The organism is Duganella alba (assembly GCF_009674495.1).
GTDB classification, from domain to species: Bacteria; Pseudomonadota; Gammaproteobacteria; order Burkholderiales; family Burkholderiaceae_D; genus Rugamonas; species Rugamonas alba.
This window is the reverse complement of record NZ_WKJN01000056.1, coordinates 1-19,279: the sequence shown is the minus strand read 5'-3', so window position 1 is coordinate 19,279 and position 19,279 is coordinate 1. Positions and strand designations below refer to the sequence as shown.

Here is a 19,279-nt window from a genome sequence, read left to right as displayed (position 1 = left end):
GAAGCGTTTTGTTCATCAGCGAAGAGGCAAGATTATGAAGCGTTTCAACCATCTCGTCAAGCTCTTCTTTTTCCCGCTTCACTCTGCATTTGCATGCGTCGTTTCGTGAGGGACAGAATCATAACAAACGGAGTCTGAACTGCCAAGGGTTATTTTACGCTGGCATCGCGTTTGCTTATAAACCGTATAGCAACGCTTATGACTAAGCTTTTGCTCACATTCTGCACAGGTGCTACATTATGGAACACCCTTGCAGGGAAAGCAGAGCCGATAACGGCCGCCGGAGACAAAGAGACCACTATGGAACGCCAGACTGCTCCAATACGGAACACCCAGCCTGCAAGCGAAGCATGGGCTGACAACATGCCCCTTATCATAGAGACCTCCCATCAACGGTCTCAACAATACGGGCTGTGCCCCGAGACGCCGCCGGACTACAGTCCCCTGGCACGCAACGACCTGTCGCTATTAATAGAACAGAACCGCCTGCTGCACGCACACGCCATCCCGGCGATGGAGACGCTCTACCAGCAAATCGTCAACACCCACAATATGGTGATACTGACGGACGCCAACGGCGTCATCGTCCACTCGCTGGGCGACGATGACTTTCTGGAAAAAGCCAACCGTGTCGCCCTGCAGCCGGGCGTGGCCTGGTCCGAGCAAAGCCGCGGCACCAATGCGATCGGCACCGCCATCGTGGAACGCTCGCCGGCGCTGGTGCACGCGGACCAGCACTACCTGGCCGCCAATCACTTCCTCACCTGCTCCGCCGCGCCCATCGCCGACCACATGGGCAAAGTGATCGGCGTGCTGGATGTGTCCGGCGACCAGCGCAGCTACCACAAGCACACCATGGCGCTGGTGCGCATGTCCGCGCTGATGATCGAGAACCAGCTGTTCTCGGCCACCTTCGAGGAAGCCATCACGCTGCACTTCCATGCGCGGCCCGAATTCATCGGCACGCTGATGGAAGGAATCGCCTCGTTCAGCCCCGGCGGCCGCTTCCTGGCTGCCAACCGCAACGGCCTGTTCCAGCTTGGCCTGCCATTCTCTGCCTTGCAGTCGCATACCTTCAGTTCGCTGTTCGGCCTGCCGGTGTCGGCGCTGTTCGATCATTACCGCACGGCGTCGCCCGGCCTGCTCAACCTGTGCATGCACAGCGGCGTGCGCGTCTACGGCCGCGCGCAGCTGCGCCTGACCAACAGCGTGTTCCAGCAATCGCTGGCGCCGGAGCGCGCGGCGCCAGCCACCAGTGCAGTCGCCGCCAACCAGGCCGCCGCCAGCGCGCGACGGCTGTCCGGCCTGCGCTACCTGCGCACCGGCGATCCGCAGCTGGAACTGGTGATTGAAAAAGTGACGCGGGTACTGGGGCGCGACATTCCCATCATGATCATGGGTGAAACCGGCACCGGCAAGGAACTGCTGGCGCAGGCCATCCACAATGATTCGCCGCGCGCCATGAGTCCCTTCGTGGCGGTGAACTGCGCCTCGATCCCGGAAACGCTGATCGAATCCGAATTGTTCGGCTATGAAGACGGCGCCTTTACCGGCGCGCGCAAGAAAGGCGCGGTCGGCAAGATCCTGCAGGCCAACGGCGGCACGCTGTTCCTCGACGAAATCGGCGACATGCCATTCAGCCTGCAGGCGCGGTTGCTGCGCGTGCTGCAGGAGCGCATGGTGACGCCGCTGGGCAGCGACAAGTCGATTCCAGTGAATGTGGAGCTGATCTGCGCCACCAACCACAATCTGCGCGAGCGCATCGCCCGTGGCCTGTTCCGCGAAGACCTGTATTACCGGCTCAATGGCCTGGTGGTCAAGCTGCCGCCGCTGCGCGAGCGCACCGACCTGGAAACCGTGGTCAAGAAAATCCTGGCGACGGAATCCAATAACGGCCGCTACGAGGTCTCCGACGAAATCCTGGCGCTGTTCCACCGCCACCGCTGGCCAGGCAACTTCCGCCAGTTGACCAATCTGCTGCGCACCGCCATCGTCATGGCCGGCGACGAACAGGAGATCTGCCTGCGCCACATGCCGGACGACTTCCTCGACGATATCGAGCAGGCCAAGGTCCATGACCACCATGCCGAAGCCGGCACCGCGCGCATGATCGCCAGCGGCGCCAATCTTGAGGAGATGGAGCAGTCGGTCATCCTCAAGTCGCTGGAGGCGCACGGCGGCAACGTCTCCGCCACGGCGCGCGCGCTGGGCGTTTCGCGCAATACGATCTACCGCAAGGTGCCCAATCTGAAATAGCACCGGCGCCTCACGCATCGGCAGGGAAGCCGGCGCTGCGCCGCTCCCTGCCTTGCTTGTCGATCGCCATCAGATCCACCGCCGGCAGCTGCGACGCCAGCGCGCTGGCGCGCTCCCATCCCATCACCATGAAGGTGGTTGACAGGCCGTCGGCCAGCAGCGAGGTCGGCGCCAGCACCGTCACGCTGGCCAGTTCGTCCGGCGAATCACCCAGCGCGGGATCGAAGATGTGGTGATGCCGGTAATCCGGCGTGAAGATGCATTCGTAGTCGCCTGAGGTGGCCACGCTGCAGCCCTGCGCATACAGGGTGGCGGCCAGCGCTTCGGGATCGCGCGGATCGCGCACGCCCAGTACCCAAGGCTGGCGGCGCGGCTTGTGGCCGCGCGCCACAAATTCGCCGGTGTCGAGCAGCGCGTCGCGGATGCCGTGCGCCTGTACCGCCGCCAGCGCGCGGTCGGCGGCGTAACCTTGCGCCAGTCCGTTCAGCGTCAGCGCCATGCCGGGCCGACGGAAGCGGACGCGGTCCGCATCGAACTCCAGTTGCCGCCAGTCGGCCAGCGACTGCGCGCGGCGGCGATCCGCCTCGCCCGGCAATGCGCCACGTGCGGCCGCCTGTGAAAACAGCTGCCACAGAGGCTGCACCGTCACGTCAAAGGCGCCGTCACTGATGCGGGACAGCTCGGCGGCCTGCGCCAGCACTTCCAGCAGGCGCGGGTCCGGCTGCGCCAGCGCACCGTCGCGATTAAGCTGGTAGACCTGGCTGGCCGGGTGGTAGATGCTCATCAGGCGGTCGATCTGCTGCGCCGCGTGCAGGCCGTCGGCAATGGCGCGTGCGGCCAGTTCTGCATCGTCGTGCACCACGGAGATTGAAATGGTGGTGCCGAAAGCCAGCGCCGCCCCGCGATGCAGCGTTGGGCTGCGGGCCAGCACGCAACCGGCGACGCCGGCCAACGCTCCGACAGCGCTGACAATAAAGGTACGTCGTTTCATGGCTCGCTCCTTGCGACAGGCTGAATAGGAATGGTGCGCTGACGCTTGATCTGCGTGATGCGCAGCGCGCATTGCTGGTCGCTCGCATAGATCACCACGCAGTCCATGCACTGGAAGCACTCGGCGTAATCCACCTTGCCTGAAGGTGCGATAGCCTGGTAGTCGCAGCGGTGGCGGCAGGTCTGGCACGGCGTGCCGCATTCGCCATAGCGCGGTATCCAGTTCAGCAGGCGTATCCTGCCCAGCAGCGCCAGCGACGCGCCGAAGGGGCAGAGATAGCGGCAGAAGAATTTATAGACCACGCTGCTGGCCAGCAGCAGCCCCACGGCATAGACCACATACGGCCAACTACGCACGAAGTTCAGCGTAATCGCCGTCTTGAACGGCTCCAGTTCCACCAGCTTGTCGGTGATCTCGCTGGAGAAGAAGGCGCTGGCAACAATGCCAGTCAGCGCCACGTACTTGACGCGCTTGAGCCGCGCATCCCAGCGCGGCTTGATGCGCCATTGCGGCACATGCGCCCAGCGCGCCAGCTTGCCGGTCAATTCCTGCAGGGCGCCGAAAGGACACAGCCAGCCGCAGAAGGTGCCGCGTCCCCACAGCAGCAGCGACACCAGTACGAAGGCCCACAGGCAAACCGTCATCGGATCGAACAGCAGGAATTCCAGGCTGCGCCGCGCCATCATCGCCTGAATGACGCCGGTAAGATTGACGATGGATAGCTGCCCCTGCGCGTAATAGCCGATGAAGCCTATGGTGAACAGCAGGTAGGCGCGGCGGAACCAGTCGAAGCGCCGCATGCGCGGTCAGCCGCTTCTGCATCGCCAGCGCGGCGCCCAGCACCAGCAGCCCGACCGCCAGCAAGGCAAGCTCCCAGCGCCGCCCGGTCCAGATGGCAGTCCAGGATTTGTTATTCCCTTCAGGCGCGATGACCAGATCGGCCGGCAACTGGTAGCGCACCACCAGCTCGCGCGTGATGCGCTCCGGGTAGACGATGCCCTTGTTGCGCGTGATGGGCAGCGCCAGATCGAATGGCGACGCCGGGTCCAGCCCCGCCTGCGCGATCACGCGGAATACGGTGACACTGTCGGCTTCCAGCGGCGCCGCCAGCTTCAAGTCCAGATCCAGGTCGCGCATATCGATCGGCAGCTTGTCCTGGCGCAGCAGCAGGCGGTCCGGCACGCTGCCGCGCACGAAGTCCTCGCCGGTCACGCTGTAGCGGCCGCTGGAGATCGCGATCAACGCATGGTCGCCCTCTTCCAGCCGGCCTTGCAACTTGCGCCATGCCGCCGGCGTCAGCAGATTACGGCCGATCGACGGCACCGACACGCAAGCCAGATACAGATCGATAAAGACATCGTCCGGATGCGCCAGCGCGTCCGCATCCAGTCCCGCACCGGCGCTGCCGGCAAACAACTTTTCGGCAGCGCGGTTGCTGACGCGCAGATGCTGCACCAATCCATCGCGCTGCATCTGCGCCAGATCCATGGGCCGGAACACGTCTTGCCGCACGCGCGCGATCTGGTCCGGATCGCGGCCGCCGGCAAAGCCCAGCTTCTTGCGCGACACCTTGAGCGCCGCCGCCAGCACGCTCTGGTTAATGATGCGCACCGAGGCCGTGGCCTTGGACACGCCATCGATATACGCATGCGCCGCATCGGCATGCCGCGCGCGGTGGTTGCCGGTATCGATGCTGATGTTCTGCTTCAGCGACAGATCCTTGTACTGTTTGACGAACTGGTACAGCGGCGCCTCGCCCAGTCCATCGAGAAACACCGGCTCGTGATGCGACAACACCTCCACGCCGATGAACACACCCTTGGGATCGATGGCCACCATCAGATTCAGCGGCACGCCGGAGAAGCCCGGAATCGGCGCCAGGTCGACCGACTCGAACACATAGCCGACCAGCTCCGTCGCCGTGGCGTTCTGCCGGAACAGCGGCCACACCGGCAACTCGGCATCGCGCTCGCCGACGATCAGCGGCGCCGGGAAGCGCCGCACCATCTCGTCGCGCGTCAGCACGCCCGCCTGCGCCGGCGTGGCGCCGATCAGCAGCGCCAGCACACCGGCCAGCAGGCACAGTATGCTGGCCACCAGGCGCCCCAATGTCAGCGAGCGTCCCATCAGAAGAAGATGATGCCGCCCAGCGAGGAGCCGTTCAACTTGCCCTCGCCGCCGGCGAAGCCTTTGGAACGGGTCTGGCCGATCTCGCCCACCAGCGTGATCGCCCCGGTCAACGAGTAGTACAGACCACAGGTCAGGTTGGCGTTGGATTTCAGGCCGCCGGTGCCGATGGTGTTGTCGTCATTGCGGCTGATGCCGTAACTGAGGCCGACCTTGACCTTGTCGGTCGGTTTGTAGGTAGCCTGCACAAAGTAGGCCTTGGACTTGGTGTCGCCCTGGTCGGCGTCGGACAGGATGCCCAGCCCTTTACCGCCCTGGAAGTTGGCCAGCACGCCAACCGGGCCAGCCTGATACGACGCCCCGACCTCCACGCCCGACATGGTGAAGTCACGCACGCCCGGCGCGGTGGCGCTGAACTTCTGCGACTTGGCGCCCAGCCAGCCTTTGAAGCCATCGGCCGCATAACTGATCTGCGCCTGCACCTGCGGACTGGTTTTCGACGAATACACCGGCGCCGCGACAATCGGCGTATCGGCCACGGGGCTGACCAGTGCCGCATCGAAGCCGATGCCGGAGGCGTTCTTCGGCGCGCTCCAGGCGATCTGGCCGTAGTAGCCCACGTAGCTGTAGCCGGCGCCGATGTGACCCAGCGTGACGCGGCCGCGCTGCGTCGCCTGCACCGGTGCGCCGGCGCCGATCAGGGTCATATCGCCGAAGATGGCGCCGGCGCCGAAGATGCCGTTGTCGCGTCCCAGCTTGACGGTGCCCATCTCCGCATTCCCGAAGGTGAAGTAAGCCTGCCGCACATCGACGCCGCTGTTGGCGGAGATCGCGCTGTCGGTGGCGGTGGCGTTGTAGATGCCGATCAGCGCCTTGACATCATAGTCGCCCTGCTTCGAACTGGCCGACGTCACCAGGCCATTGGGCAGCAGGCCATTGCCGATGGTGGTGCGGTTGTTCTCGCCGCCGCAGCCGAGCGCCTTGCCGCCCAGCGCCAGCCCGCCCACCGCATCGCCGCTGCACGAGACCTGCGTGTAGTAAGCGTTGACGATGCCACCCAGCGCCACGTTCCAGTCGCCGGCCTTGAAATCGACCGCTTGCGCGCCTTGCGTTGCGAAGACTGCCACTGCACCCAGCATGAATACGGTTTTCATTATTGATCTCCCCTATTGTTGTGTACATCAAGCGATGTACACAACGCATGGCAATTTGCGTGCCCATGCAGCGCCACAGGAGAAAGTGCTCCTTATGCGCAAAGGGCTTGTGCTGTATCGGATCAATCGTGATGCAGCACTGTTCACAATTTGACCGATAAAAAAAAGGAGGCCGAAGCCGCCCGAAGATTGCAGGAGACACTGTTTACTTGGAGGAGAGCTTGAACACCCACACCGAGCCGCCCTGCTCCAGGAAGTTGACTTTCTTGGCCACCTCGCCGCCCCACAGCGGCACCGCGCCGCCCCAGCCGGAGACCACCGCCACGTACTGCGTATCGCCGTCCTGCCAGGTGACTGGTGGCGCCACCACGCCGGAGCCGGTCTGGAACTTCCACAGTTCCTTGCCGCTCTTTGCGTCCAGCGCTTTCAGGAAGCCTTCCGGCGTACCGTAGAACACCAGGCCACCGCCGGTGGTCATCACGCCACCCCACAGCGGTGCCGTGTTCTTGGCTTCCCATACGATCTTGCCGGTCTTCGGATCGACCGCGCGCAGCGCGCCGATGTAGTCGTCGAACAGCGGACGGATGGTGAAGCCCGCACCGAGGAAAGCACCGCCCTTCTTGTAGCTGATCGGCTCATTCCAGATGTCCATGCCCCACTCGTTGGCCGGCACGTAGAACAAGCCGGTCTGCTGGCTGTACGCCATCGGCATCTGGTTCTTCGCGCCGAGGAAGGCCGGTGCCGAGAACACCGTGGTGCCCTTCTTGCCTTCTTCACCCTTGGTCGGATCGCCAGGGCGATTGGCGGCGATGAAGTTCGGCCGGCCGGTCTTCAGGTCGATGCCAGATGCCCAGGTGATCTTCTTCACGAACGGGAAGGCGTTCTGCAGCTTGCCGTTGTTGGCGTCGATAACGTAGAAGAAGCCATTGCGGTCGGCCTTGCCGCCATAACGCTTACCGTCCATGTCGAAGGTGACGAATTCATTGGCGCCATCGAAATCCCACGAATCGTTGGGCGTGTTCTGGTAGGCCCATTTGATCTGACCCGTCTTCACGTCCAGCGCCACGGTGGACGACGAATACAGATTGTCGCCGGGGCGCAGGTGGCTGTTCCACGGCGCCGGATTGCCGGTGCCGAAGTAAGCCAGGCCCGTCTTGGCATCGTAGGTGCCACCCATCCAGGTCGAGGCGCCGCCGGTCTTCCACAGGTCGCCGGGCCAGCTCTTGTTCACGGTGCCGGTAACGCCGTTGTCGAACTCCTTGCCGTCCTTGTCATAGCGGTGGCCCATATGACCTTCCACGGTCGGCCGGGTCCACAGCAACTCGCCGGTGAGCGGGTTGCGCGCCTCGACGCGGCCCACCACGCCGAACTCACCGCCGGACACTCCGGTCAGCAGCACGCCATCGGCGATCAGCGGCGCCGCCGTCATCGAGTAGCCGGCCGCGTAGTCGTCGACCTTTTCCTTCCAGACGATCTTGCCGGTGTCCTGATCCAGCGCTACCAGCTGCGCGTCCAGCGTGCCGAAGATGACCAGGTTGCCGTACAAGGCGGCGCCGCGGTTGACCACGTCGCAGCACGGCATGATGCCGTCCGGCAGACGGTGCTCATACTTCCACAGCTTGGCCCCGGTCTTCAGGTCGATCGCAAAGATGCGCGAGTACGACGCGGTGACGAACATCTTGCCTTTGTAGATCAGCGGCTGCGATTCCTGGCCGCGCTGCTTTTCGCCGCCGAAGGAAAACGACCACGCCGGCACCAGCTTGCCGACATTCTTGGTGTTGACCTGCGCCAGCGGCGAATAGCGCTGTCCTTCCGAGCCGATGCCGAAGGACAGCACACTGTCGGTGCTGGTGGCCGCGTTCTTCAACATGGCGGTGGTGACATCGGCCGCCTGCGCCAGCGACAGCAGCGAGCCGGCAGCCAATGATGCGATGACTATTTTTTTCACGTTGTTCTCCAATTATTATGATTTTTTAGTGTGTTCACGCAGGCTGCAGCATCGCCAGCTCTTCGTCGCTGAACAGGCGCGATCGGGTCAGGAAGCGCCTGCCGGTGCCGTTATCGAGCGAGAACATGCCGCCATTGCCCTCGACCACGTCAATGATCAGCTGCGTATGCTCCCAATACTCGAACTGCTCGCGGCCCATGTAGAACGGTGTTCCGTCCAGATTGCCGAGATAGACGTCGGTGTCGCTGATGCTGAACTCCCCGGCCGGGTAGCACATCGGCGTGCTGCCGTCGCAGCAGCCGCCCGATTGAAAGAACATCAGCGGCCCATGCCGGTCACGCAGGGCGGCGATCATGTCGAGCGCCGCCGAGGTGGCCGTGACGCGGGCGATGGCGTGGTTCATGGTTAGAAGAAGCCCAGCGCGTTAGGGCTGTAGCTGACCAGCAGGTTCTTGGTCTGCTGGTAGTGGTCCAGCATCATCTTGTGATTCTCGCGACCGATGCCGGACTGCTTGTAGCCGCCGAACGCCGCATGCGCAGGGTACAGGTGGTAGCAATTGGTCCAAACACGGCCAGCCTGGATGGCGCGGCCGATGCGGAAGGCGCGCGAACCGTCGCGGGTCCAAAGCCCTGCGCCCAGGCCGTACAGCGTGTCGTTGGCGATGCGCAGCGCGTCCGCTTCGTCCTTGAAGGTAGTCACCGACACCACTGGTCCGAAGATCTCTTCCTGGAAGATGCGCATCTTGTTGTCGCCCTTGAACACGGTCGGACGAACGTAGTAGCCGTCTTTCAGGTCGCCGCTTTGCTGATTGCGCTCGCCGCCGGCCAGCAGCTCGGCGCCTTCCTGTTTGCCGATGTCCATGTACGACAGGATCTTCTCAAGCTGTTCCTGCGACGCCTGCGCGCCGATCATGGTGCTGCTGTCGAGCGGGTTGCCCTGCTTGATCGCCGCCACGCGGGCCAGCGCGCGTTCGATGAACTTCTCGTAGATTGATTCCTGGATCAGCACGCGCGATGGGCAGGTGCACACCTCGCCCTGGTTCAGCGCGAACATGGTGAAGCCTTCCAGGCACTTGTCGAAGAAGGCGTCGTCGGCGTCCATCACGTCTTCAAAGAAAATGTTCGGCGATTTGCCGCCCAGTTCCAGCGTCACCGGAATCAGGTTCTGCGCCGCGTACTGCATGATCAGGCGGCCGGTGCCGGTTTCGCCGGTGAAGGCGATCTTGGCGATGCGCTTGTTGGACGCCAGCGGTTTGCCCGCCTCCAGGCCGAAACCGTTCACCACATTCAGCACACCGGGCGGCAGCAGGTCGGCGATCACTTCCAGCAGCACCATGATCGAAGCCGGCGTCTGCTCGGCCGGTTTCAGCACCACGCAGTTACCGGCGGCCAGCGCCGGCGCCAGCTTCCACACCGCCATCAGGATCGGGAAGTTCCAGGGAATGATCTGGCCGACCACGCCCAGCGGCTCATGGAAGTGATAGGCGTAGGTCTCCGAATCGATCTGCGCGACCGAACCTTCCTGCGCGCGGATGCAGCCGGCGAAGTAGCGGAAATGGTCGATCGCCAGCGGAATGTCGGCGGCGGTGGTTTCGCGAATCGGCTTGCCGTTGTCGATGGTCTCGGCGGTGGCGATCAGCGCCAGGTTGGCCTCCATGCGGTCGGCGATCTTGTTCAGGATGTTGGCGCGCTCGGTCTGCGAGGTCTTGCCCCATGCATCCTTGGCGGCGTGGGCGGCGTCCAGCGCCAGCTCGATGTCCTCGGCGGTGGAACGCGCCACTTCACAAAACACCTGGCCGGTGATCGGCGTGATGTTGCCGAAGTATTCGCCCTTGACCGGCGCCACGAACTTGCCGCCGATGTAGTTGTCGTAGCGTTGTTTGAACGGGTTGGCTACGCCCAGTTTGCTGATGTCTGCGAGATTCATGTCATCCTCTTTCTGCTGTGGTTATGGAGTGCTGCATCACCTGCTTTTCGCAAGCATCGTGCCAGCCTGCGATACGGGGGAAGATGCGCTTGCGCCGGTGATGCAGGTGTCACTGGCATGTGACACCTGTTCAGCTTTGGAACAGTTGTGCGGCAATTGAGCAACCCGTTTAGCGGATCACCACGCCCCACGGCAATTCGCCGACGGCGATGTCCGCCTGTTTGGCGGCAGCGGTGGTATCGATCACGGAGACGCTGTTGGAGCGGCCGTTGGCCACGTACAGCCGCGCGCCATCCGGGGTCAGCGCCATATTCCACGGCCGTTTGCCGACTGCAATCGTCGCCACCACCGCATTGGTGGCGGTGTCGATCGCCATCACGCTGCCGTCGATGCCATTGGAGACGTAGACCCGGCTACCGTTCGGGTGCACGGCGATGCCGTTGGCGTTGCGGCCGGCCGGAATGCGCGCCAGCGTCTTCAATGCAGGCATGTCCAGCACATACACCGCGTTGGCCAGTTCACAGGCCACGTAGGCGCGCGTGCCATCGGCGCTGAAGCCCATGCCGCGCGGACGCAGGCCGACAGCGATCGAGCCGCTCTGCTTGCGCGCCGCCACGTCGATCACATCGACCTGTTCGGCCTCCTCGGCGCTAACCAGCAGCCAGCGCGCATCCGGACTGAATACCGCGTGCTCCGGGTTCTTGCCGCGCACCTGTATATCGGCCAGTACCTCGCCGCTGCGCGCATCGATCAGCGTCACGCTGTTGCTCTCTTCGACCGCCACCGCCACGTAGCGGCCATCGGCCGAGGCGCTGACGCCTTCCGGCGACTTGCCCAGCGCGATGGTGCGCAGCAGCGCGCCGTTGGCGGTGTCGATCACCAGCAGCGCATTGCTGGCGGCGTCGGTGACGAACAGCCGCGTGCCGGCCGGATCGGCGGCGATGCCGCGCGGCCGCTTGCCGGCGGCGATCTGGCGCAGCACGGCGCCGCTGCCGGTATCGATCACGCTGACGGTGCCGGATTTCTCGTTCGGCACATAGGCCAGCGGCGCGGCCAGCGCCTGGCCGCCCAATAGCAAAAAGAACAGGGACAGGATGCGAAAGCGATTCATGGAAGTCTCCTTTTATAAGAATGTCCCCATCCTGTTGCAATCGTCGTGCCATCGAAATCGGATGGCAGGTATATTGCTTACTGGTCCGTCATAACACTGACCAAAAACGGAGACCACATGAAGCATCACCCTTTCCCACTGAAGACGGTGGCGGCGCTGTTCGCCCTGAGCAGCAGCGCCATGGCCGCCAACGAAGCGGTCGAACCGATGGATACTGTCGTTGTCAGCGCCACCCGCGTCGGCCACACGGTGTTCGACATGCCGGCAGCCATCGACGTGCTGGACACCGAGCGCATACGCGACGGCCAGGCACGTGTGAACGCCAGCGAAGCGCTGGCGGCGGTGCCCGGCCTGGTGGCGCAGAACCGCCAGAACTACGCGCAGGATTTGCAGATTTCCTCGCGCGGCTTCGGCGCCCGTTCCGCCTTCGGCGTGCGCGGCGTGCACCTGATCGCCGATGGCATCCCGGCCAGCATGCCGGATGGCCAGGGCCAGGCCGCCACCTTCAACCTGGATATGGCGGAACGCATCGAAGTGCTGCGCGGGCCCTTCTCCGCCATCTACGGCAATCACTCCGGCGGCGTGATCCAGCTGTTCACGCGCGAAGGCGAAGGCGCGCCGTCGATCGAGACCAGCGTCAGCGCCGGCAGCTACGGCAGCCGCAAGGCCGACGTCAACGCGCAAGGCAAGCAGGCCGGCATTGGCTACGTGCTGGACGCATCGCGCTTCGAAACCGACGGCTACCGCGCCCACAGCGCCGCCACCCGCGACCAGGCCTACGCCAAGCTGACACTGACGCCGCTGGACAACGCCAAACTGACCATCACCGCCAACGCGCTGCGCCAGGACGACACCCAGGACTCGCTGGGCGCCACCTGGGCCACCTACCAGCGCGACCCGCGCGCCGGCGAAATCGACACCACCGACACGCAGAATCCAAAGCGCACGCTGGCCGACCACTACAACACCCGCAAGAGCATCGACCATCAACAGGCCGGCGCCAGCTGGGAACAGCGCTTCGGCGAGGACCGCCTGCGCATCACCGCTTACGGCGGCAACCGCAGCGTGATCCAGTACCAGGCATTCTCCAAGGCCTTCCAGGCGCCGGCCACCCACTCGGGCGGCGTGGTCGATTTCGACCGCGATTTCTACGGCACGGACCTGAACTGGCTGCACGTCGCCCAACTAGGCGGCGGCAAGCTCAGTACCACCGTCGGCCTGGAATACGGCCGCTCCAGCGACGATCGTACCGGCTACGAAAACTTCGTCGGCAATGTGTTCGGCATCAAAGGCGCATTGCGGCGCGATGAGCAGGACACCGTCACCAACCTCGATCCTTACGTGCAGACGGAATGGGAAACCGGCGCCTGGATGCTGAGCGCCGGCCTGCGCCACAGCAGCGTCAAAATTTCGGTGGACGACCGCTTCCTCAGCAACGGCAATGACAGCGGCAGCCTGGATTACAGCCACACCACGCCGGTGCTGGGCGTGCTGTACAAGGTAGCGCCGTCGCTGAACGTGTACGCCAGCGCCGCGCGCGGCTTCGAAACGCCAACGCTCAATGAACTGTTCTACTCTGGCACCGCCGGCGGCTTCAACTTCCGCCTGCAACCGGCGCAAAGCACGCATCTGGAAACCGGCGTCAAAGCGCGGCTGGGCGACGACACTCGCATCAACGCGGCCGTGTTCCAGGTCCGCACGCGCGATGAACTGGTGGTCGACAGCAGCAGCGGCGGCCGCACCAGCTACCGCAACGCCGGCCGCACGCTGCGCCAGGGGCTGGAACTGTCGCTCGACAGCGCCTGGCGTTATGGACTGAGCACGCGCGTGGCGCTGACCAGTTTGCGCGCGGTCTACGACCAGGGCTTCGGCGCCGTGCTGAAAGGCAGCCGTCTACCCGGCGTGCCGAACGCGAACGCCTATGGCGAACTGGCTTGGAAAGACAGCGCCGGACATTTCGGCGCCGCGCTGGAAGCTGTCGCCAGCAGCAAGATCTACGCGGAAGACGCAAACACCGACCAGCCGGCGCCCGGTTACGGCACATTGAATGCACGCGTCAACGCCAGCCAGCAGTGGGCTGGCTGGCGTCTCAAGCAATTCATCCGCGTGAATAACCTGCTGGACAAGCAGTATGTCGGTTCGCTGATCGTCGGCGACACCAACAAACGCTATTACGAAGCGGCGCCAGGCCGCAACTGGCTACTGGGCCTGAGCGCCCAGTATCAGTTCTAGAAGCGATAACGCAGTCCGGCCGCCACCGCACGTGGTGCGCCGGGTGCGACAAAGCGTGCCTGGGCCGGATCGTCCGCGCCCGGCTGCCACAAAGCCCCATTCGGGAACATGTTCACCGCCACCGCGCCGAAGCTTTCGTAACGGCGGTTGGTGGCGTTGGTCACGCGCGCATACAACTCCCACTTCGGCGCCGGCTGATAGCTGGCGTGCAGGCCAAGCAGCGCATGGCCGCGAATACGCCAATCGGCGCCTGCCGGTGCGGCCTGGCCATCTTCGTTGCCCTGCGTGATCATGTCCGACAGCGCCACGATGTCCGCACCGAGCGTCAGCGCCGCCACGGGATTCCAGTCCAGCCCCAGCTTGAGCGTATTGCGCGGCAGTCCCGCCAGGCGGGTGCCGGGCGTGACGTGGACATTGCGCACGCCGGTGAACAGGTCGCCCTCGGCGTCGTAGGTCGCATCCAGATAGCTGTAGCTCAGGCGCGCATTCCAAGCGCCGTAGCGGCGGCTGGCGCTCAGGTCAACACCTTGGTGGCGCGTGCGCGCGAAGTTGGAGAAGTAACCCTGCTGCGCCAGCGAAGCGCTGCGGAACAGGATGTCGTCGCGATTGACGGTGCGGTAGACCGACACCGCCGCCATGTCGCCACGCGCCCCTTGCCAGCGGGCGCCAGCTTCTCCGGTACGCGACACCACCTGCTTCAGATACGGGTCCGATTGCAGGCCCACCGGCAGCCGACACGGCTGCTCCGGATCGGCGCAACCGAGTTCGATCACGGTCGGCACGCGGTTGCTCTGCGACAGATTGGCAAACAGCGTCCAGCCGCCGCCCATCAGCTGCGCCAATCCCAGCGCCGGATTCAGCTTGCGATAGCTGAAGGTTTCGCGCGCCTGCACGTCGTCATCGTCGCGGCGCAGCTGATTGCTGACGCGCGCATGGTTAAAACGAGCGGAGACGGTCAGCCAGGCGCCGTCGGCCACGTTCCAGGTATCGGCCGCATACAGTCCGGCCGCGCGCGAGCTGCCGTCGACCGATGATCCGGCCTCGCGCTCCTCGTCGTCATCCATCAGCACCGAACGGTTGGCGGCAAAGTCGGCCTCCTGCTCAAACTGCGCGAAACTGACGCTGCTGCGGTCGAACGTCAGGCCTGCCGAGAACTGATGCGCGCCGGAGGTCTTGCTGAATTGGGTGCTGAAGCCCTGGCTGTTCTGCCGCGTCTCGGTGGTGTTATAGGTGGCCGCATGATCGCTCTCGCCTTCCGCATAGTCGTCGTTGATGTCGCCGTTGACGGTGCTGCGGTGGCTGTTGCGCGCATACAGCGCGGCGGTCATTTCAGTGTGGTCATCGAACCGGTGCGTCATGCTGAAGACGATCTGCCGCAGACGGTTGCGCGTCACGTCGGGCGAGGTATAGACGGCGCGGCGGTTCTGTTCATACAGGTCATCAGGCAGCAGGCCATTGCCGGTCAAGCGGCTGCGGCCCGCCAGCACAGCGACGCTCCAGTCATTGTCACCGACAGCGCCTGCCAGCTTGGCGTACAGATTTCCCAGATTGCCATCCGACTGGTCGCGCCAGCCGTTGTCGCGGAAGGCCGTTCCCGCGATGAACGCGTTCCAGTGCTCGCCGCTGTCGTAGCCGTAGGCCAGGTCGGCGCGGCGCTGGCCATTGCTGGCGGTGGAGATGTTGGCGTCCAACCCCGGATGGCTTTTGCCGGATTTGGATGCCAGCACCAGCGCCCCGCCCAGCGTATTCAGCCCGTATAGCGGATTCGATCCCGGCGCCAGCATTACGCTGCCGATCGCCGCTTCCGGCAGCATGTCCCAGTTGACCACATCACCGAAAGGCTCGTTGACGCGCACGCCGTCGAGGTACACCGAGATGCCCTGCGATGAACCCAGCACCGGCGATGCGCGGAAGCCGCGATAGGTGATGTCGTTCTGGAACGGGCTGCCGGAAATCTCGTTGACGTTCACGCCGGTGAGATTGCGCGCCATGAACTCGCCCAGATTCTGGCCAGCCGCAAGGTCGATGGTGTCCGCGCGCGCGGTCTGCACCTGATACGGCAGCTGATTGCGTTCCACGCCCAGTCCCGGCAGCGGCGCAATGCCCACCACGTCCACCGACAGCATGGAGGCGGCAGGATAGGCCGGCGCAGAAGTCTCTGCGGCGACAGCCGCGCCGGTCCACGCCAGCATCACGCTGGCGACAATGGCGCGGCGCTTCATGGCGTTTGCTCGTGTACGCCGTACTTGGCGAAGATGGCTTTCAACTCGCCGCTGGCCTTCATGTCATTCACGGCGGCCTGCAGCAGCTTCGCCACATCCTGGTCATCCTTGCGCACCGCCATGCCGACCGCCCAGCCGGCGCGCGGCAGGCGCTGGAACGTCACTTCGTTCAGCGGAAAGGCGGGATCGTCGCGGAACACCGCATCGATTTCGGAGCGGTTGGCCAGCACCGCATCCAGCTGGCCGGCCTTCAACTGCTCCAGCGCCTCGGCTGCTGTCTCGAAAATGCGCACCTTGTCGCGGAAGCGGCCATTGCCCTCGCCCAGCAGCACCATGGCGGCGATGGAGACCTTCTCCACGCCGACGGCCTTGCCGGCCAGCGCATCGATGCCGTCATATACCGGCATGCTGCGTGCGCTGCGCACCAGCCGCACCGTCTCCACGTGATACGGCGCGAAGATCGTCACCTTGCCGTTCTCGTTGATCAGCTGCGGCTCGACCGGTACGTGCAGCATGACGTCGGCCGGGCCATAACCGAGGTAGTGGCCCTTCCACACCATGTTGCGCAGGTCATCATTGAGGTTTTCGCCCGCAGGGAAAGGCAGCAGGCTGAGTTTAAGACCCAGCCTGGCCGCCAGCGCCTGCGCGACATCCACGTCAATGCCGCCGGTGCGGTCGGAGAACGGCGCGAACTGGTCGTACACGGCGACCTTGAGCGAACCGGATTGTTTGATCTTGTCCCAATCCGCATGGGCCGGAGCGACGACGCCCGACAACGCAAGCGTAAGAACGAACGGAAGCAGCGCGGCAGCGCGCAGGCGATGACTCAGCATGGCGTGCTCCCGGATTATTTGGCGTCGTCGCGGCGGGCTTCCAGGTAGGTCTTGATGGCCCACATGGCTTCCTGATTGAACACGCCTTCAAACGGCGGCATGTAGACGGCGCCGTTGCGCACCTTGCCATGGCGGATCGAGGTCAGGTAGTAGTTGTCGGTCTCCTTGTAGCAGGCCTTTTTCTTGTTCTCGTTCTTGACGTCGGTGCAGTCGCGGTCAAGCATGCGCAGGTCGGGCGCGATACCGCCGGTGACGGCTTCCAGTCCGTGGCAGCGCGCGCAGTTCTGGTTGTAGGCGGAGGAACCAATTTTCAGCGCCAGCTTGTTGCCGCGATACGGATTCTGTTCCAGCCATTTGTCGCCGAGCGGCGTCAGGCCGGTGGTATCGACCGCTTGCGGCACCACGTTACCGTGGGCGTAGGCGTACAGCGACGTGGTGGCGGCGGCGACGAAGCTGACGGCGGCGAGAATGCGGAAGGTGTGATGCATGATTGTCTCCAGGCTGTTTTAAGAAGTGCTATACAGCCATTGAGCAAACGCCGTGCCACGCTTTTCCCGCCTTGATCTGCGACAGAACTGCTCAAATTTGGTACAGGTGTCACGGCCGGATGTTCAACACCGGCAACCGCGTCGCATGGCCGGCGTCCGACAATTTGAAGATGCTGACCGCCTGCGACAGATGCTGCGCCTGATCCTGCATGCTGTGCGCGGCGGCGGCGGCTTCCTCCACCAGTGCTGCGTTCTGCTGGGTCACGCCATCCATCTGGCGAATCGCCTCGCTGATCTGCGCGATGCCCAGGGTCTGCTCTTCGCTGGCGGCGCTGATGTCGCTGATGATATCGGTCACGCGGCGCACGCTGTCGACCACCTCGTTCATCGTTACGCCAGCCTGATCGACCAGGCGCGCGCCTGCGTCCACCGTCTCCACCGAGTTGTCGATCAGTGTCTTGATCTCCTTGGCGGCGGCGGAGGAACGCTGCGCCAGGTTGCGCACTTCGGTGGCCACGACCGCGAAGCCCCGGCCTTGCTCGCCCGCGCGCGCCGCTTCCACGGCGGCGTTCAGCGCCAGGATGTTGGTCTGGAACGCGATGCCGTCGATGACCGCGATGATGTCGACGATCTTCTTCGACGACGTGTTGATCGCGCCCATGGTGTCCACCACCTGCGACACCACGGCGCCGCCGCGCACCGCCACTTCGGAGGCGGACTTGGCAAGCTGCTGCGCCTGGCGTGCATTGCCGGCGTTGTGTTTCACCGCGTCGGCCAGCGCCTCCACCGACGACGTGGTTTGCTCCAGCGCCGAAGCCTGCGCTTCGGTGCGCGAGGACAAATCCTGATTGCCCGACGCGATCTGCACCGAAGCGGTGGCGATGGTGCCGGTGCCGCTGCGGATCTGGCCGACGATGTCCTTCAGTCCATCCTGCATGGCCTTCATCGCCGACAGCAGGCTGTCCTTGTCGCGCGGCGACGTATCGATGGCCACACCCAGGTCACCAGCGGCAATGCTGCCGGCGATCGACGCCGCGTAGCGCGGTTCGCCGCCGAGCTGCGAGATCAGGCTGCGGGCCAGCGCATACAGCACGGCGGCAGCCAGGCCGACGGAGCCCAGCAGAATCGCCAGCATGATGGCGGAGGAAGATGCGATTTGCACTTTGGCGTCGGCCTCATCGTCGGCATTACGCTTGGTGGCGCGCTCCACCAGCTGATTCACGGCGGCGCGGTGTTGCGAGTAGTGCTGCTTCATCACATCCAGGGCGGCAGCGGCGGCTGGCGCGTCAGCCTTTTCCAGCGCCGGCACAAACTGATTGAAGGCCACCTGGTAGAACGCCTGCGCCGGTTTGTCGGCGCCGTTCAGCAGCAGATTCTTGAGATCGTCCTCCAGCACTTCCTTGGTCCAGAAATCGTGGCGCGTGTCGTAATCGCCTTTCAGGGATTTCAGGTTGTCGATCAGCGCCTTGCGTTCGGCCGGCGCCGCACTCATGGCCTGCAACGAGACCAGATAGGATTCGATAATATATTCGGGCGGCGGGAGAATATCGGCGATCAGGTCTTTGCCTTGCACGACCCGCTGGTAAATGGGGCCGTTGACCTTGAGCTGATTCAGTACGGAAAAGGACCAGGCGCCATAGAGGGCAAAGCCAGCGACGATAATCACCATGAGTAATGCAAAGCGATGCGCCAGTTTCAGTCCAGAGAATTTCATTTAGATTCCTTGCCAAATTTGTTTTACCAATTCGCAAGTATAAATGTCTAAATGCAAAAAATCCTCTATTCGAAGGTTGAATAGAGGATTTTCTTCTAATAAAAACGCGACGAGCAAATGCAAAAAAGCCCGCTCAGGTTTTACCTGAACGGGCTTTTTCTAAATAACTAGCTTGACGATAACCTACTTTCACACTGGTTGCAGCACTATCATCGGCGTAGAGTCGTTTCACGGTCCTGTTCGGGATGGGAAGGGGTGGGACCGACTTACTATGGTC

Annotated in this window: 13 protein-coding genes, 1 rRNA gene and 2 pseudogenes; 2 read left to right on the top strand and 14 right to left on the bottom strand. The window is 63.7% G+C overall.

Going from position 1 to position 19,279, the window contains the following annotated elements; translation table 11 throughout:
- Positions 1–363: 363 nt before the first annotated feature.
- Positions 364–2,256, top strand: a complete 1,893-nt coding sequence (locus GJ695_RS28355; RefSeq protein ID WP_229260684.1) for a sigma-54-dependent Fis family transcriptional regulator — start codon at positions 364–366, stop codon at positions 2,254–2,256.
- A 10-nt stretch (positions 2,257–2,266) separates the two neighbouring features.
- On the opposite strand, the gene GJ695_RS28350 is transcribed toward GJ695_RS28355, so the two are convergent.
- The 9 genes and pseudogenes from GJ695_RS28350 to GJ695_RS28320 all read right to left on the bottom strand — a co-directional run bounded on the left by GJ695_RS28350 (position 2,267) and on the right by GJ695_RS28320 (position 11,513).
- Positions 2,267–3,247, bottom strand: a complete 981-nt coding sequence (locus tag GJ695_RS28350; RefSeq protein ID WP_154370445.1) for an FAD:protein FMN transferase — start codon at positions 3,245–3,247, stop codon at positions 2,267–2,269.
- Positions 3,244–3,705 carry a 4Fe-4S binding protein gene (locus tag GJ695_RS30565; protein WP_371866627.1) on the bottom strand — a complete coding sequence of 154 codons (462 nt, stop codon included), beginning with the start codon at positions 3,703–3,705 and terminating at the stop codon, positions 3,244–3,246. The genes GJ695_RS28350 and GJ695_RS30565 overlap by 4 nt, the downstream gene beginning before the upstream one ends.
- Positions 3,706–3,831: 126 nt before the next feature.
- Positions 3,832–3,891, bottom strand: a pseudogene (locus tag GJ695_RS30560) (hypothetical protein); the annotation flags it as partial.
- Between the two features lie 994 nt (positions 3,892–4,885).
- Positions 4,886–5,086 (bottom strand): annotated as a pseudogene (locus GJ695_RS30555) (hypothetical protein); the annotation flags it as partial.
- A 287-nt stretch (positions 5,087–5,373) separates the two neighbouring features.
- Positions 5,374–6,528 (bottom strand): porin family protein, encoded by a 1,155-nt coding sequence (locus GJ695_RS28340; protein WP_229260683.1) that lies wholly within the window; start codon positions 6,526–6,528, stop codon positions 5,374–5,376.
- 205 nt (positions 6,529–6,733) lie between these two features.
- On the bottom strand, positions 6,734–8,476 hold the full coding sequence (locus GJ695_RS28335) for a PQQ-dependent methanol/ethanol family dehydrogenase (protein ID WP_166455358.1): 1,743 nt from the start codon (positions 8,474–8,476) through the stop codon (positions 6,734–6,736).
- A gap of 34 nt (positions 8,477–8,510) precedes the next feature.
- On the bottom strand, positions 8,511–8,879 hold the full coding sequence (locus tag GJ695_RS28330) for a DUF779 domain-containing protein (protein WP_154370444.1): 369 nt from the start codon (positions 8,877–8,879) through the stop codon (positions 8,511–8,513).
- 2 nt (positions 8,880–8,881) lie between these two features.
- A complete protein-coding gene (gene adh, locus GJ695_RS28325) occupies positions 8,882–10,402 on the bottom strand; it encodes an aldehyde dehydrogenase (protein WP_154370443.1) in 1,521 nt (506 codons plus the stop codon).
- Positions 10,403–10,571: 169 nt separating this feature from the next.
- Positions 10,572–11,513 (bottom strand): beta-propeller fold lactonase family protein, encoded by a 942-nt coding sequence (locus GJ695_RS28320; RefSeq protein WP_154370442.1) that lies wholly within the window; start codon positions 11,511–11,513, stop codon positions 10,572–10,574.
- A gap of 117 nt (positions 11,514–11,630) precedes the next feature.
- On the opposite strand from GJ695_RS28320, the gene GJ695_RS28315 reads away from it, so the two are divergent.
- Positions 11,631–13,745, top strand: a complete 2,115-nt coding sequence (locus GJ695_RS28315) for a TonB-dependent receptor family protein (protein ID WP_154370441.1) — start codon at positions 11,631–11,633, stop codon at positions 13,743–13,745.
- Here the strand turns inward: GJ695_RS28315 and GJ695_RS28310 are convergent.
- The 5 genes from GJ695_RS28310 to rrf form a co-directional block, all read right to left on the bottom strand.
- Positions 13,742–15,967, bottom strand: a complete 2,226-nt coding sequence (locus tag GJ695_RS28310; RefSeq protein ID WP_154370440.1) for a TonB-dependent receptor — start codon at positions 15,965–15,967, stop codon at positions 13,742–13,744. The two genes, GJ695_RS28315 and GJ695_RS28310, sit on opposite strands and share 4 nt — an antisense overlap.
- On the bottom strand, positions 15,964–16,800 hold the full coding sequence (locus GJ695_RS28305) for a substrate-binding periplasmic protein (protein WP_229260682.1): 837 nt from the start codon (positions 16,798–16,800) through the stop codon (positions 15,964–15,966). The genes GJ695_RS28310 and GJ695_RS28305 overlap by 4 nt, the downstream gene beginning before the upstream one ends.
- A gap of 14 nt (positions 16,801–16,814) precedes the next feature.
- A complete protein-coding gene (gene pedF, locus GJ695_RS28300; RefSeq protein ID WP_154370439.1) occupies positions 16,815–17,288 on the bottom strand; it encodes a cytochrome c-550 PedF in 474 nt (157 codons plus the stop codon).
- Positions 17,289–17,397: 109 nt separating this feature from the next.
- Positions 17,398–19,002 carry a methyl-accepting chemotaxis protein gene (locus GJ695_RS30550; RefSeq protein WP_154370438.1) on the bottom strand — a complete coding sequence of 535 codons (1,605 nt, stop codon included), beginning with the start codon at positions 19,000–19,002 and terminating at the stop codon, positions 17,398–17,400.
- Positions 19,003–19,172: 170 nt separating this feature from the next.
- Positions 19,173–19,279, bottom strand: a 5S ribosomal RNA gene (rrf, locus tag GJ695_RS28290); the annotation flags it as partial.